This window comes from Paraburkholderia sp. FW306-02-B, assembly GCF_058782725.1.
Genome location: NZ_JBYSXZ010000001.1, coordinates 2,073,723 through 2,089,713, shown reverse-complemented (window position 1 = coordinate 2,089,713; position 15,991 = coordinate 2,073,723). Strand labels below are relative to the sequence as shown.

Here is a 15,991-nt window from a genome sequence, read left to right as displayed (position 1 = left end):
GGAATCTGGGCCCTCGCACATTCGACGTGAGTGACAAGGCAGTCATCCTTCCCGCCTCGCACTACGCGCTCGCCGGAACGGTCTGCAAGGGACACCAGTGGCTTCGCTTTGGTGGGGGCCATCGGCTTCGCCTCGGCGAGGCGCCGATATACACAGATGAGCGGCGATCGTGCTGCGGCAGCGCACGCCTATGCTCGTACTGGTCACAGCGCTACGGCAAGCACTAGCCTATGCATGTACCGGCCACAGCGCTACGGCGAGCGCAAGCCTATCCATGTGCGGACCAGCGGCACGGCAAGCACAAGCGCCGACACTAGCGAGTGATTTTCGAAGTACCGCTACGGCGCGCGTAGCGCCGCCGGAAGAATGACTGCCTTGTCACCAGCGCGGAGTGTGCGGGAGCACCGATTCCAGATGCTCCACTACCTCCTCCAAGCCAGGGGACCCACTTAAGAACTAGCGGGTTGAGCCGCTTTCTTTTGCCTACTTTTCTTTGCGGCAGGCAAAGAAAAGTAGGTGCTCCCCCGCACAGGGGGAACGCTAATAAACCAAAAAGAAAGCAAGGAAAGGCCAACGCCGCAGGCACACAGAGATAAGCGCCGCGAAGGCAAAGAGATCAACAAAACCCCTCCGCTACGCGGCAAAAACATCAAACTCTAACCGCCGGAGGCACATACCGACATTCATACCGTTTCCGGACGGTGCCATTCTCATCGACGCTCTCAAGATACACATCGAACTGCCACAACCGGGCCATGTGCTTAAGCACCTCATCGCTATCGGAAGACAGATGCCGGTTATCGCTCATAAAATGCCGCAGCGTCAAACTCCGGTCGCCACGCGTGTTGACTGCCCACACCTGGATGTTCGGCTCCCGATGATGCATATCGTACTGCCGCGACAAAGCCTGCCGGACGTACTGATACCCACTGTCATCATGAATCGCGGACACCTCGAGCGCATCGCGCATATCATCGTCGAGCACAGAGAACAGGCGCATTTCACGAATCAAATGCGGCGACAGATACTGCGCGACAAAACTCTCGTCCTTGAAATTGCGCATCGCGTAGTGCATCGCGGGCAACCACGGACTGCCGGCCAGCTCCGGAAACCACTTGCGGTCCTCGTCCGTCGGCGCTTCGCAGATCCGGCGAATATCGCTCATCATCGAAAAACCGAGCGCATACGGATTGATACCGCTGTAGTACGGCTTGGTCACCGGCGGCTGGTAGACCACATTGCTGTGCGAATGGAGAAACTCCATCATGAAACCGTCTTCCAGCTTGCCCTGGTTGTACATCGTGTTGAGCAACGTGTAGTGCCAGAACGTCGCCCAGCCTTCGTTCATCACCTGGGTTTGCCGTTGCGGATAGAAATACTGGCCCACCTTGCGCACGATGCGGATCACTTCCCGCTCCCAAGGCTCCAGCAGCGGCGAATTTTTCTCGGCGAAATACAGCAGATTCTCCTGCGGCTCCGGCGGATAGCGCCCCTCGATTTCCTCCGGCAGCGGCGTGTGCCGGGTCGGCAAGGTACGCCACAGTTCGTTGACCTGCGACTGCAGGTACGCCTCGCGCTCGCGGCGCGCCGCGAACTCCTTCTCCAGTGAGAGTTTCTGCGGCCGCTTATAACGGTCCACGCCGTAATTCATCAGCGCATGGCACGAGTCGAGCAGTTCCTCCACCCTGTCGAGCCCAAAACGTTCCTCACACTCCGCAATGTAGTTCTTCGCATAGACAAGGTAATCGATGATCGCGTGCGCATCCGTCCACAGCTTGAACAGATAGTTGCCCTTGAAGAACGAGTTGTGCCCGTACGCCGCGTGCGCGATGACCAGCGCCTGCATCGTCATCGTGTTCTCTTCCATCAGGTACGCAATGCAAGGATTCGAATTGATGACGATCTCATACGCCAGTCCCATCTGCCCGCGACGGTAGCTTTTTTCGGTGGAGAGAAAGTGCTTGCCAAACGACCAGTGACGGTAATTCACCGGCATGCCGACCGACGCGTAAGCGTCCATCATCTGTTCGGCGCTGATAAGTTCCAGCTGGATCGGATACACGTCGAGTTCATATTGCTCTGCAACAAGAGCAATATGCGAGTCGTACTCTTCGATCAATTCGAAGGTCCAGTCGGACGGGCACGGCAGAGGCCGTCTATCGGCTACGTTCATACGGACTTCCCTTTGCCCCTCAGTGGGCGTTCCGGTGTGTCCCCGTGCTGCAGCGGCATCCACTGCTCCGGCTGCGGCGGTTCCAGTATCGTCCGCCCCGGCCTCGGCATGCCCCGACTGACGCTGCGGCACGCCTTTCCCACGCTCCGGCTGATAGCCGCGCGCTCCGTTGTGCAAGTGCTTTGTCGTCATGAAGACGCCACCTGCTTTTCAAACAACTCGCGAAACACCGGATAAATATCGGCCGCGGTCTCGACCTTTTTCATCGCCATGTGCGGCTGGCTCAGGGCCAGTTGCGCATATTCGAGCCACAAATTCTGCTCTTCGGGCGTTACCTGAATATACGCAAAATAGCGCACCTTCTCCAGGATGTCATCCGAGAGTATCTTGCGGCACTTTGGCGAATCGTCCGTCCAGTTGTCGCCGTCCGAGGCCTGAGCGCCGTAAATGTTCCATTCAGTCGGCGAATAGCGCGCCTCCATCACCTTCTGCATCAGCTCCAGCGCGCTTGACACCACCGTGCCGCCGCTTTCGGTCGAATGAAAGAAGGTGTCTTCGTCGACCTCCTCAGCACGCGTGTGGTGACGGATGAACACCACCTCGATGCGCTCGTAATTCCGTTTCAGGAACAGATACAGCAGGATGAAAAAGCGCTTGGCGAGGTCCTTGCGCTGCTCGTCCATCGAACCGGACACATCCATCAGACAGAACATCACGGCCTGACTGGACGGCGTAGGCTGCTTCACGCGGTTCACATAGCGCAGATCGAACGGATCGATGAAGGGAATACGCCAGATGCGCCCGCGCAAATGGTGGATTTCCTCTTCGAGCACTTTGATGTCTTCGCGACGATCGTCCGGATCGGCCTTCATCACTTCGAGCTGCCGTTCCATCTCGTGCAACTGATTGACGAGCGGCGCACCGAGTGCGATGCGGCGGCCGAGCGCGCTGCGCAGCGAACGGACCACGTCGATATTGTTCGGTGTACCTTCGGCCGCCCAGCCGGCGCGGATGCTTTTCCACGTGGGCACGGCCATCAGATGGGTTTTGACGAGACGCGGCAGTTCGAGATCGTCGAAGAAATACTGCATGAATTCTTCGCGGCTCAGTTCGAACACGAAGTCGTCCTGACCCTCGCCCTCGTTGCTGGCCTGATTGCCCCCGCCTCCGCCACCGCCGCCTTGCGGTCGCTGGATCTTGTCGCCGCGGATGTAGTCGGAATTGCCCGGATGCACCATTTCCCGCTTGCCGCCTGGACCGTGACGGAACGACGGCTCCGCAATGTCCTTGCGCGGAATGGTGATGCTCTGGGTGTTCTGAATATCCTTGATGCTCCGGTCGCGCACTGCCTCCGAAACGGCGCGACGAATATAGTTCTTAACGCGGCGCAGAAAGCGCTCGCGATTTGCAATGCTCTTGTTCTTGCCTGCTAACCTGCGGTCGATGATTTGATGAAGCACGCCCGGTCTCCCGCTTTAATTTCGAGTGCGCGAGACGCACGTTGCATATGCATGTCTACAAACACAACGCTATGTCCATGCAGCTTGCGCCTCGCAAGGTGCTCGCGCGGTCGGACCGCGCGAGCGGCACGCAGTGCGTATCATGACGACTTGCGCACGCGCAGATACCAGTCACACAGCAAGCGTACCTGCTTCGGCGTATACCCCTTTGTGACCATCCGGTTAACGAAGTCTTCGTGCTTGCGTTGCTCTTCCGCCGAGCCTTTAGCGTTGAACGAAATCACCGGCAACAATTCCTCCGTGTTCGAGAACATCTTCTTTTCGATCACGACGCGCAGCTTCTCGTAGCTGATCCACGCGGGATTCTTCCCCGCATTCGCAGCACGCGCGCGCAGCACGAAGTTGACGATCTCGTTGCGGAAGTCCTTCGGGTTGCTGATGCCGGCAGGTTTCTCGATCTTCTCCAGTTCGGCGTTCAGCGCCGCGCGGTCGAAGCTCTCGCCGGTGTCGTGATCGCGGAACTCCTGATCCTGAATCCAGAAGTCGGCATACGTCACGTAGCGATCGAAGATGTTCTGGCCATACTCGGAATACGACTCCAGATACGCGGTTTGAATCTCCTTGCCGATGAACTCGGCATAGCGCGAGGCGAGCACGTCTTTAATGAACGACAGATACTTCTGCTCGGTTTCTGGTGGGAACTGTTCGCGCTCGATCTGCTGTTCGAGCACGTACATCAGGTGCACCGGATTGGCCGCGACTTCGGTCGAATCGAAGTTGAACACCCGCGAGAGAATCTTGAACGAGAAGCGGGTCGACACGCCGGTCATCCCTTCATCCACGCCCGCGAAGTCGCGGTACTCCTGATACGACTTCGCCTTCGGATCGGTGTCCTTGAGATTCTCGCCGTCGTACACCTGCATCTTCGAAAAGAGGCTGGAATTCTCCGGCTCCTGCAAGCGCGTGAGCACCGACATCTGCGCCATCATCTTCAGCGTACCCGGTGCGCATACCGCGCTGGCCAGCGACGAATTACGCAGCAGCTTCTCGTAGATCTTGACCTCTTCGCTGTAGCGCAGGCAGTACGGCACCTTCACGACGAAAATCCGGTCGAGCAGCGCTTCGTTGTTGCGGTTGTTGCGGAACGCCTTCCATTCGGACTCGTTCGAGTGAGCCAGAATCACGCCGTCGAACGGAATCGCGCCGAAGCCTTCCGTGCCCTTGAAGTTGCCTTCCTGAGTCGCGGTGAGCAGCGGGTGCAGGACTTTGATCGGCGCCTTGAACATTTCGACGAATTCGAGCAAGCCCTGATTCGCAAGACACAGGCCGCCGGAGTAGCTATACGCGTCGGCGTCGTCTTGTGCGTACTGTTCGAGCTTGCGGATGTCGACCTTGCCGACGAGCGACGAAATGTCCTGATTGTTTTCGTCGCCCGGTTCGGTCTTGGCGATGCCGATCTGCCGCAGGATGGATGGATAGCGGCGCACCACGCGGAACTTGCGGATGTCGCCGTTGTATTCGTGCAGGCGCTTCACGGCCCACGGACTCAGAATGTTTTTCAGGTAGCGGCGTGGAATACCGTACTGCTCTTCGAGGATCGGACCGTCCTCGTCGTAATCGAACAAGCCGAGCGGCGACTCGTTCACGGGCGAACCCTTGATCGCGTAGAAAGGCACGCGTTCCATCAACTGCTTCAAGCGTTCCGCGATCGACGATTTACCGCCGCCGACCGGGCCTAACAGATACAGAATCTGTTTTCTTTCTTCGAGCCCCTGGGCCGAATGCCGGAAGTACGCGACCACCTGCTCGATCACATCTTCCATTCCGTAGAACTCACGGAATGCGGGGTATACCTTGATGACCTTGTTCGCGAAGATGCGCGACAGGCGCGGATCGTTGCGGGTGTCGATCTGTTCTGGTTCCCCGATTGCCATCAACATGCGTTCGCCAGCCGTGGCGTACGCGGCGGGATTGTCTTTGCAGAGCGCGAGATACTCCTCGAGCGAGAGTTCATCTTCTCGTGTTTTCTCGAAGCGGGTCGCGAAACTGCTGTAGATATCCATGCTACCTCCTCGCCGAAGTCCAGATCGATGTCGTGCGCGGCGCGCTATTCGGAAACGACATCGCTCGAATTCATCCTAAACCCTTTTAAATTTTTTTTCACGAACTACGTTGCGAAAATCGCGCCGTACCCGCCTCCCGACATTCCTCACTTGGAAACACAGATTCGCTCACCTACAATCTTGCACTCACATCACAGCGATTGCGGACCTGGCTCCCTTGCCCCTGCGCCGCCTGCTCCTCCCTCTGCTTCTACTGCTGCGTTGCACGGACCGTCTCGTTCGTCGGACGATCTCATTGCTGCGTCAGACAGCCTGTCTGCACGCGCACACTTTGTTGCATTACACGTAGACGTCATGCGTTTTTTGCTTGCCCGGCTACTTTTCTCAATCAACGCGCGGCGTGAGCGTTTGGTCTACAGCCACGAGCGTGTGTTACATGTTCGTGCATCGGCGCCCGACGCATCGGCGCCCGACGCATCTTCAAACTGTTCGTCAACGTGCCGGCGGATTTGTTCCACGCCGTTTCGCATTGGCTTCAACGCAGCGTCGGCGTTCGCCGCGCCTGGCCCTTGGCCCGCTCGCATTACCCGCATCGGCGACATGGTTAGCCGCATGCAATAACTGTATGACGGTCGCTCGCGCCTCTGCTTCCATAGGTGTATACGGCTAAGCGGCCAGCGTAGACGCGGCAAATGTAAAACGGCTGCCCTGAGGCAGCCGTTTGCAGCGAGCTTCGTAACGCGCCGTTACACACTCAGGTCAGTTCAATCTCGACTTCGCCGAGACCGTCGATATGTCCACGGACAATGCCGGGCCTGTCCACATTGTGAGCGCCGACGTACGAACCCGTGGTAAGGGTCCAATCGGGTTCGATGGTGATCCCGCTGGCCGCGCAGTGGTTGACGAACCAGACCAGCAGTTCGCGCGGATCGCCTGCGGGGTTGCCGGTGGCTTCCGGCACCAGCGAGTCGCCGTCGAAGCTCAATTCCAGTTCGGGCGACACGAAATCGAAGCCACGCGCGAGGCCCGCATAGGCAACCGGATGGCCGGTGATCAACGCGCCGTTGTTCTGCGCATCGGCCAGTTGCGCGAGTGGCGCGACGTTCGGCCATTCGGTAAAGCGGCTGTCGACGATTTCGATGGCCGGCAACACCACGCCCACCTTCGAAAGCACCTCGTCGCGCGCATACGCTCTGCCGCGCGGTTCGATCGCCTCGGTAAAGCGGAAGGCGACCTCCAGCTCCACCAGCATCCGGAAGAAACCCGCGCGGGCGACCCGCGCCGGTGAGGGCAGCACCAGCGAGGCCGGAATCGGCGCGCCCGAGGCCGCGCCGCCCGGCGCTTTGGCGCCGATCTTCCACGCGCCGGTCGATTCACCGAGGCCCGCGATGACGGCCTGCTGGATCGCGTACGCGGTTGCCGCATCGGGCGGCAGGCTGTCGGGTGCGGGCGCATCGATCGGGCGATGCTGCCTGCGTGCTTCGACGAGGCGGTGCGCGAGGTCGTGTGGCGTCATGTCGGTCCTTTGTGGCTGGCGCGTTGAAAGATGGGTTGCTGCGGACTCGCGGCGCCGGGATTGCGTTTGCGCCGTCTGAGGTCCGCACGCCGACTGCCGGCGCCGGCCGATGTCGCCGATGCAAGACGCAGTCGCGCCCGTCAATGTACCGGATCACGGCGCTCGCCAGGGCACGGACTGTCATCGTAGAGGTTCGTTAGTCCGCAGTGCACGGCAAAAGGCCGCGGTTGCATGCGCAATCGCGGCCTTTTTGCTGTCGTGCGGGTTGTCGTGCGGTTATCCGCGCCAGCACGAGTCGACATGCGGCGCAATCGGGAACGAATGTTGCAACACGAACGCCGATGTTATTGCTCGCCGGAGCCACGTCGTCGCGTTCAAAGCGCGGCGATGACACCGCACGCACGCGCTTTTCGCTTTATTGAGCGATCTGCATCGGTATGTCGATCAGAAGGTTTCCCAATCCTGATCGCCGCCGGCGCTGGCCAATGCCTTGGCAGGCGCCTTGGCGGACGCCTTGGCCGACTCGGCGGCGGACAGTGCTGCCGCCGGTGCGGCGGACGCCTTCGCTGCCACAGGCGCCTTACGCGCCGCCATCGGCCGGGTCGGCGCTGCTGCGCGCTTCGGTTTCGGCGCCGCGCTAACCGGCGCTGTATGACCGCCGTCTTCGAGCTGGAACACCGCGACCGCAGTGCGCAGCTTGCCGGCCTGATCTTCGAGCGATTGCGCTGCCGCCGCCGCTTCTTCGACCAGCGCCGCATTCTGCTGCGTGACCTCGTCCATCTGCGTGACGGCGCGCGCCACCTGGTCGATGCCGCTGCTCTGCTCTTCCGAGGCCGCTGCGATTTCGCCCATGATGTCGGTTACGCGTTGCACCGCGCCGATGATTTCGGTCATCGTGCGGCCAGCCTCGTCGACGAGCGCCGAGCCGGACTGCACGCGCTCGACCGAGGTGTCGATCAGTTCCTTGATTTCCTTGGCCGCCGCCGACGAACGCTGCGCGAGACTGCGCACTTCGCCTGCCACGACCGCGAAGCCGCGCCCTTCTTCGCCGGCCCGCGCCGCTTCCACAGCCGCATTCAGGGCCAGGATGTTGGTCTGGAACGCAATCCCTTCGATGATCGAAATGATGTCGGCGATCTTCGCCGAACTCTGGTTGATGTCGCCCATCGTGCCGACCACCTGGCCGACCACCGCGCTGCCCTTGTTCGCGATCTCCGACGCGTTGGCCGCCAGCGAGCTCGCCTGGCGGGCGTTGTCGGCGTTCTGCTTGACCGTGCCGGTCAGCTCATCCATGCTCGACGCGGTTTCCTGCAGCGCCGACGCCTGCTCTTCGGTACGCGAAGACAGGTCGATATTGCCGGCGGCGATCTGACGGGTCGCGGTCGCGATCGATTCGCTGCCGCTACGCACCGTACGCACCGTTTCGGTGAGGCTGTGCTTCATCTTGGCGATACCTTCGAGCAACTGCCCCATTTCGTCGCGCGAAGCGATCACGACCGGGCGGCGCAAATCGCCCGCAGCGATCGCATCGAAATGACCGAGCGCTTCGCCGAGCGGCCGCGCAATCGCGCGGCTGAGCGTCAGATAGGACAGCACGGCAGCGATCACCCCGACCAGCAGCGCGCCGATGCTGACCATGCGGAACACCTCGAAGCTGCTTTGCGCGGAGTCGAAACCGCTATTGGCCCGCGTGAACTGGTATTTGCTCAGCGCTGCGTCAGCTTCCGCCAGATCGTTGTACGCAACCTGCAAACGCTTGGCGCTATCGGCGATTTTCGTCTGGTCGTTCGCCGCAATGACGGCGGCGAACGCATCCAGTTGCTGGTGCAGGGCGTCGCGCTTACCAATCACCACCTGTGCGAGGCGATCCTCTTCCGCTTCGCGCGGCAGGTCCATGTACCCTTTCCACCACTTGTCGGACAGGGTGCGCATGGCGTGCGCACGCTCGATCGTCGCTGCGGCGTCCGGCGTGCCCAGCTGGAACGCGGCACGATCGAGTGCCAGGCGCTCGCGCGCCGCGTAGAGTTCGGCGTTGGCGATGTCGACCGCGCTCGGCATTTCGTTAGTGAAGGTGCTCCGATATGCGTCGTTCGAGCGGCTCATGCCGAACAAACCGAAAACGCCGATGGCAACCAGCAACGCGGCGAGAAAAGCCATCGTGACGCCAATTCGCGCCTTGATCGTGATCCCTTTGTTCAACATGCTCTTCCTGTACTTAACCAAATGAGAGGCTGCAAGCGCAGCGCGGGGTAGCGTGTAGCGTCTCGGTACGCGGCGCTTTTTTTGATACAGCGGTCTAATTCGTTTACGGCACTCGATTGCCGTACTTGAAGCTTTTATATGGTATGAAGAAAGCTCTTGTAAGCAGATGGAAGAAATTACAAAAGGCTGTCGAGCGCAGCTGCATGGAGATCGCGCTCGCTGGAAGGGTGCGGAATGCAGTTGAGAATGCGGGACGGGAGCTTAGCGTTGTGGTGACGCGCGCGTCCTCTGCTTCACCAACTCAAGCGGCAACGCGGCGGCTTTGCAGCAGAGGATTCTTTTAACTATCGCGCCGCCGGCCGTCGAAACCGGATCGAACGCAGCGCTTTTCGGCGCTCGCGGAGAGCGCCACGCCTTCGTCAGGCCGACGCGTCCAGTTCGGCGCGGGTGGGAATCGAAGGCTGCGCGCCGGCGCGCGTCACCGAAAGCGCCGCGGCGCGCTGCGCGAAACGGATCGCCGCATCGACGCTCGCGCCCCGCGCGAGTTGCGCCGCGAATCCGCCGATGAAGGTGTCGCCCGCCGCGGTAGTGTCGACGGCATCGACGCGCGGCGCCTCGTAAAGCGTGGCCTCCATGCCGTCGAGCGTCGCGTGCACGCCGCGCGGACCGAGCGTCACCAGCACATTGCGCGCGCCGGCCTGGCGCAGCACGGCGCCTGCCTGAGCCGCGTCGGCGGGCGTGGCGACCGGCATACCGGTCAGCGTCGCGGCTTCGAGTTCGTTCGGAATCAGATAATCGATCAGCGGCAGCCAGTCGGCCGGTAAGGGGCCGGTCGCGGGCGCCGGATTCAGGATCACCGTTTTGCCCAGGCGCCGCGCCGCGGCAAGCGCTGCGCGCACTGCATCGGGCGGCGTTTCGAGCTGGCAGATCACGACGTCGGCAGCGGCCAGCACCGCTTCATAACGCGCGATCGTCGCGGGTGTGACTTCGCCGTTGCTGCCCGCGACGATCACGATCGCGTTCTGGCTGGCGTCATCGACGACGATCAGCGCGACGCCGGTGGCCTGCGCCCCGGTTTCGACGGCCGCACAGTCGATGCCCTCCGTTTCGAGTCCGGCGCGCAATTGCGCGCCGTTCGCGTCGGCGCCGACACAACCGAGCATCGACACCTGCGCGCCGAGGCGCGCGGCCGCCACCGCCTGGTTGCCGCCCTTGCCGCCCGCCACCTGCGCAAAGGTGCGGCCGGCAAGCGTCTCGCCGGGATGCGGCAGACGCGGTGCGCGCGCGACGAGGTCCATGTTCAGACTGCCGACCACCGCCACGCGTCCGCGCGTTTTATTATTTGCCACTACCTTCTCCTCAAGTTTGCTCAAGCTGCCAGATTGCGCTTGGCCGCCCCGGCCCACGTCGCGGTCGATTCACGCACGATCAGCCGCGGCGACACGACCCGCCGGCGGCCTGGCGCGCGCGGATTGCCTGCCGAGGTTCCGGCAATGCGTTCGATCAGCGTCTGCGCGGCCATATCGCCGAGCGCGCGCACCGACTGCCCGACCGTCGACAGTGCCGGATAGGTGAAGCGCCCCAGTTCGATATCGTCGAAGCCGATGATCGAGCAATCGCGCGGCACGCTGATATTGCGCTCCGCCGCGGCGCGCAACGCGCCGATGCCCATCATGTCGTTGCAGGCAAAAATCGCCGACGGTTTCACGGTGTCGAACAGTTGACCGGCCGCGCGATGACCGCCCGTGCCCGAGAAATCGCTTTCGACAATCGCATCGGGCGGAATCTCGATGCCGCGCTCGGTCATCGCGCGGATGAAACCGTGCACCCGCATGGCGCTCACCGCCGTCTTGACCGGCCCGGTAATGCAGCCGATCCGCACATGCCCCAGTTCGAGCAGATGGCGGGTGGCGAGATACGCGCCCTTCTCGTGGTCGATCTGCACCAGATCCGCGTTCAGTCCTTCGATGTTGCGGTCCACCACCACCAGCGGCTCGCGCGCGTCGGCGAGCGTTTGCGCGAGCACCGCGTCGTCGCCGGCGGAAGCGACGATGAGCCCGTCGATACGCTTTTCCTGCAGCACACGCAGGTAGTTACGCTGCTTGGCCGGATCGTCGTCGGAATTGCAGAAGAACAGGCAGTAGCCATTGCGCGAGCAACCGTCTTCAATGCCGCGCGCCAGTTCCGCGAAATACGGATTCGTGCTGTTCGGCACCACCAGACCGATCGTGGCCGTCGCCCGCGCCTTGAGCGAGCGGGCCACCGCCGACGGTACATAGTGAAGCTGACGAATCGCGTGTTCGACCTTCGCCCGCACGTCGGCCGACACCGGCCGCGAGTTGTTCACCACGTGCGAAACCGTCGTGAACGACACACCCGCCACAGCCGCCACATCCTTGATCGTCGCCATAACCTGTTGCTCTCCTGCCTGTTGTTCCCGCCGGCCGCGCCACCTGACGACCCACCGGACGTTTTCATCGATGACAGACCAAAACCCTTGAACCTGATGCCTGCTGCTACGGCTAACCGTTACTGTCGTGCCGCTTTGCCGTGCGCCGATCAGGCGCGCTTGCGACGGCTGCGGTACGTATCCAGCACCACCGCCACGACAATGACCGCACCGGTGATCATCCGCTTGGTCGGCTCGTTCGCGCCGATCTGCGCGAGGCCGGCTGCCAGCACCGAAATGATCAACACGCCGAAAAAAGTGCTAATGACCGAGCCGCGCCCGCCCATCAGGCTGGTGCCGCCGATCACGACCGCCGCGATCACCTGCAGCTCCATGCCGACGCCCGCGTTCGGGTCGGCCGCTTCCAGACGCGAAATCTGGAATAGCGCGGCCAATCCCGCGAGTGCGCCCATCAACGCGAACACGATGATCTTGTACGGCCGCGGGTTGACGCCCGCGAGCCGCACCGCTTCCTCGTTGGTGCCGATGCCGACCAGATAGCGGCCGAAAACCGTGCGCGTGAGCACCAGTTGCGCCACGACCATGACCGCCACCGCGATCAGGAACGCCGGCGAGATGCCGAGTGCGATCGGGTTCGACAGAAAATCGAAGGCGTCGCCGATATAGGCGGTGCGCGAATTCGTCATCTGATACGCGAGGCCCCGCGCCGCTTCGAGCACGCCGAGCGAGACGATGAACGACGGAATCCGCCAGCCCACCGTCACCGAACCGGTCAGGGTGCCGGTCAGCGCCGCCGCGGCGACCCCGAGCAACGCGGACGGCAACGGCCCCCAGCCCCACTTCAAGGCCGCCACGCTGACTACCGACGCCCCCAGCGCCAGCACCGAACCCACCGACAGATCGATGCCGGCGATGATCAGCACGAAGGTCATGCCGACCGACATCACCACCAGGTCAGGAATCTGATTGGCGATCGTGCTGAACGTGTCGTACGTCAAAAAGTGCGAACTCAGCAGCGAGAACAGCACAATCATCGCCAGCAACGCGCCGGCGAGACCCAGGTAGTTCGAAAAGCCGAGCCGCGTGCCGGCCGGCTTGCCACTGGCGAGCGGCGCGGACGGGTCGGCCGGCGGCGTCACCTGCGCGCCCGGCTTGCCGCCCGATGCTTCCCGCATCGATTGATTGGTCATGACAGACTCCCTGCTTCGTTGGTATCGGGGGCATGCAGCAACGCTTCGCGGCTGCGGTAGCCGGCGAAAGCCGCGGCCAGCAACGCATCCTGCGACCAGTCGTCGCGTTCGAACACACCCGTCATGCTTCCCGCGGACATCACGCCGATCCGGTCGCAGATCAGCATCAGTTCACGCAGGTCGCTCGACACCACGACGAGCGCGCGGCCTTCGCGAGCCAGCGCACCCATCAAGCCATAGATATCGAACTTCGCGCCGACGTCGATGCCGCGCGTAGGTTCGTCGAATAGCAGCACGCGGCAGTCGCGCGCCAGCCAGCGGCCGATCACGACCTTCTGCTGGTTGCCGCCCGACAGCTCGCCGACAATCTGCCCGGGCCCCGAGCTGCGGATCCGCATCGCGTCGATCTGCTTTTGCGCCAGCGCGTTCTCGCGCTTCGCATCGACGATGCCGTGCCGCGCCACGCTGCCGATATTGCCGAGCGACACATTGGCGGTAATCGGTTGCGGCAGCAACAGGCCCTCGCCTTTGCGGTCTTCAGTGATCAGCGCGATGCCGGCACGCACCGCGTCCGACGGCGAGCCGATCTGTACCGGCATAGGCGTTTCGCCCGGCTTCCGCGCCAGCGACACCGTGCCGCCGTCCTTCTGATCGGCGCCGTAAATCAGCCGCATCAGCTCGGTGCGGCCCGCGCCAATCAGTCCGCTGACGCCGAAAATCTCGCCCGCGCGCACGTCGAACGACACGTCGCGCACCACCTTGCCGCGCGTCAGCCGGTCCACCTTCAGCAAGGGCGCGCCGATCTTGCGCACGCCCAGATCGATCCGCTCGCCCAGTTCGCGGCCCACCATCCACGTGACGATCTGGTCGCTGCTCAGGTTGGCCATCGCGTCGACATGCACCAGCTTGCCGTCGCGCAGCACCGCGATCTGCTCAGCCACGCGCGCCAGTTCTTCGAGACGATGCGAGATATAGACCAGCGCGACGCCACGGGATTTCAGCCGTTCGATCTGCTCGAACAGCAGGTCGACCTCGCGCGCGGTCAGCATCGCGGTCGGCTCGTCGAGGATCAGCACGCGGCAGTCGTCGATCAGATTGCGCGCGATCTCGACCATCTGCTGATGCCCGATGCCGAGTTCGCCCACCAGCGTATCCGGATCGATCGCGTCGAGTCCGACCTGCGCCATCGCATGGCGGGCGTCCTCGCGCAGCTTGCGGCGGTCGATCCAGCCGAAGCGGAACGCGCCGGCCTGCGGCAAGCGGTTCAGAAACAGGTTTTCCGCGACCGACAGCGTCGGCAGCAGATTCAGCTCCTGCATGACCATCCGCACGCCGAGCGCTTCGGCTTCGGTGCGGCTGGCCGGAGCATACGGCGCACCGCCAAGGCGCATCGTGCCGGTGGTCGGGTCGACGAGCCCACCGATAATTTTGGACAGCGTACTCTTGCCGGCGCCGTTCTCGCCGGTCAGCGCCAATACCTCACCGGCGCGCAGCGACAACGAAACGTCGGCGAGCACCGGTTCGGCATAGGTCTTACCGATGCCGCTGACGGACAGTACGGCGGACAAGGCGTCGTGGTCGGTTGAATCCATTGCAATCCTGGTTCCGGGGCGCTCGAAGAGGCTTCACGCGATTCGCTCGAATGAAGCAACCTGCCGACCGCCACGTGTCATGCCGGCCCAATGCGCTGAATGCGCAGGCGCTTCCGGCCACGCACCCTCCCGCCGCGCAGCCGCCGTCATGACGCTTACCTCTGGCTTTAACGGCGGCGCAGCAGGTTTCTTGAGCGCTTATTGAATTGACATGGATTCGCATGATTCACCGCGCATATAACGTACAGCGGCGTATGCGCGAATCCGCGAATCCATGTACCCGGGCTTACCGCCCGAGGCTTACTTCGTCACCAGATCAACCGGTGTTTCCACCACGCCGGACAATTGCGACTGCTTCTTGTGCTCATTGAGCGCCTTCAGCGCGGTATCGATACCGAACACGGCCTGCTTGGCGGCGTACTGGTCGGCGGTGGCGAGCACGCGGCCGTCCTTCAGCATCGGCTTGATCGCGCCGATGTTGTCGTAGCCGACCACCATCACCTTGCCCTGCTTGCCCGCCGCGCGCACGGCCGAAACCGCGCCGATCGCCATGTTGTCGTTGCCGGCGAGCAGCGCCTTCAGGTTCGGATATTCATTGAGCATGGCCGACGCCACCGCGTTGCCCTTGTCGATTTCCCACTCGCCCGATTGCACCGAGTCGACTTTCGCGCCGACGGTCTGCATCGCGTCCTTGAAGCCCGCGGTGCGCTGCTGCGCGTTGGTGGTGGTCGACACGCCTTCGAGAATCCCGACCTCTTCGCCCGACTTCAGCTTCCTGGCCAGATAATCGCCGACCTTCTGCGCGCCCTTGCGGTTATCCGGGCCGACGAACGGCACGTTCAGGTCTTTCGACTTGAGCACGTCCGGGTCGAGCCGGTTGTCGATGTTCACGACGATGATGCCCGCATCGACCGCTTTCTTGACGACCGGCACCAGCGCCTTCGAATCAGCCGGGGCCAGCACGATCGCATCGACCTTCGAGACGATCATCTGTTCGACGATGCGGATCTGGTTCGCGGTATCGGTCTCGTCCTTGATGCCGTTGGTGATCAGATCGAACTGCCCAGGATTGTGTTTCTGGTAGTCCTTCGCGCCGGTCTCCATGGTCAGGAAAAACTCGTTCGCGAGCGACTTCATCACCAGCGCGACCTTCGGCTTGTGAGCGGGCGCGGTTTGCGCGTACGCAGTGGAAAACGGCAAGGCGGCGGTGGCGGTGACGAGGACAGCGGCCGCCAGCAAGCGGCGGCGAATGCGATGGCTCATGCATATCTCCAAAGTTGTCAGGGCTCGCGAACGAGCCGTATTTTTAGTTGCGCGCAAACGTTTGCGAGGCCTATTCTCAGCGCAGTCTGTTCGGAATGTCAACGATTCGCAGTGTTGCAGTG

10 protein-coding genes are annotated in these 15,991 nt (G+C 62.3%); all 10 read right to left on the bottom strand.

Going from position 1 to position 15,991, the window contains the following annotated elements; all coding sequences use genetic code 11:
- Positions 1 to 649: 649 nt before the first annotated feature.
- Positions 650 to 2,365, bottom strand: coding sequence for a SpoVR family protein (locus AC3WOG_RS09190; RefSeq protein ID WP_492577691.1), 1,716 nt, complete (start codon positions 2,363 to 2,365; stop codon positions 650 to 652).
- Complete coding sequence (locus AC3WOG_RS09185; protein ID WP_492577690.1) at positions 2,362 to 3,633, bottom strand: YeaH/YhbH family protein; 1,272 nt, start codon at positions 3,631 to 3,633, stop codon at positions 2,362 to 2,364. The genes AC3WOG_RS09190 and AC3WOG_RS09185 overlap by 4 nt, the downstream gene beginning before the upstream one ends.
- A gap of 140 nt (positions 3,634 to 3,773) precedes the next feature.
- On the bottom strand, positions 3,774 to 5,696 hold the full coding sequence (locus tag AC3WOG_RS09180) for a PrkA family serine protein kinase (RefSeq protein WP_492577689.1): 1,923 nt from the start codon (positions 5,694 to 5,696) through the stop codon (positions 3,774 to 3,776).
- A 754-nt stretch (positions 5,697 to 6,450) separates the two neighbouring features.
- The gene (locus AC3WOG_RS09175; protein WP_492577688.1) at positions 6,451 to 7,212 is read right to left on the bottom strand and encodes a 2-keto-4-pentenoate hydratase; all 762 of its coding nucleotides are present in this window, start codon (positions 7,210 to 7,212) and stop codon (positions 6,451 to 6,453) included.
- A 444-nt stretch (positions 7,213 to 7,656) separates the two neighbouring features.
- Positions 7,657 to 9,414, bottom strand: coding sequence for a methyl-accepting chemotaxis protein (locus AC3WOG_RS09170; RefSeq protein WP_492577687.1), 1,758 nt, complete (start codon positions 9,412 to 9,414; stop codon positions 7,657 to 7,659).
- 419 nt (positions 9,415 to 9,833) lie between these two features.
- Entirely contained in the window at positions 9,834 to 10,763 is a 930-nt protein-coding gene (gene rbsK, locus AC3WOG_RS09165; RefSeq protein WP_492577686.1) for a ribokinase, read from the bottom strand.
- 20 nt (positions 10,764 to 10,783) lie between these two features.
- The gene (locus tag AC3WOG_RS09160; protein WP_492577685.1) at positions 10,784 to 11,824 is read right to left on the bottom strand and encodes a LacI family DNA-binding transcriptional regulator; all 1,041 of its coding nucleotides are present in this window, start codon (positions 11,822 to 11,824) and stop codon (positions 10,784 to 10,786) included.
- Positions 11,825 to 11,973: 149 nt separating this feature from the next.
- Complete coding sequence (locus AC3WOG_RS09155) at positions 11,974 to 13,014, bottom strand: ABC transporter permease (protein ID WP_492577684.1); 1,041 nt, start codon at positions 13,012 to 13,014, stop codon at positions 11,974 to 11,976.
- On the bottom strand, positions 13,011 to 14,606 hold the full coding sequence (locus AC3WOG_RS09150; protein WP_492577683.1) for a sugar ABC transporter ATP-binding protein: 1,596 nt from the start codon (positions 14,604 to 14,606) through the stop codon (positions 13,011 to 13,013). The genes AC3WOG_RS09155 and AC3WOG_RS09150 overlap by 4 nt, the downstream gene beginning before the upstream one ends.
- 300 nt (positions 14,607 to 14,906) lie before the next feature.
- Positions 14,907 to 15,869 carry a sugar ABC transporter substrate-binding protein gene (locus tag AC3WOG_RS09145; protein WP_492577682.1) on the bottom strand — a complete coding sequence of 321 codons (963 nt, stop codon included), beginning with the start codon at positions 15,867 to 15,869 and terminating at the stop codon, positions 14,907 to 14,909.
- Between the last annotated feature and the right edge of the window lie 122 nt (positions 15,870 to 15,991).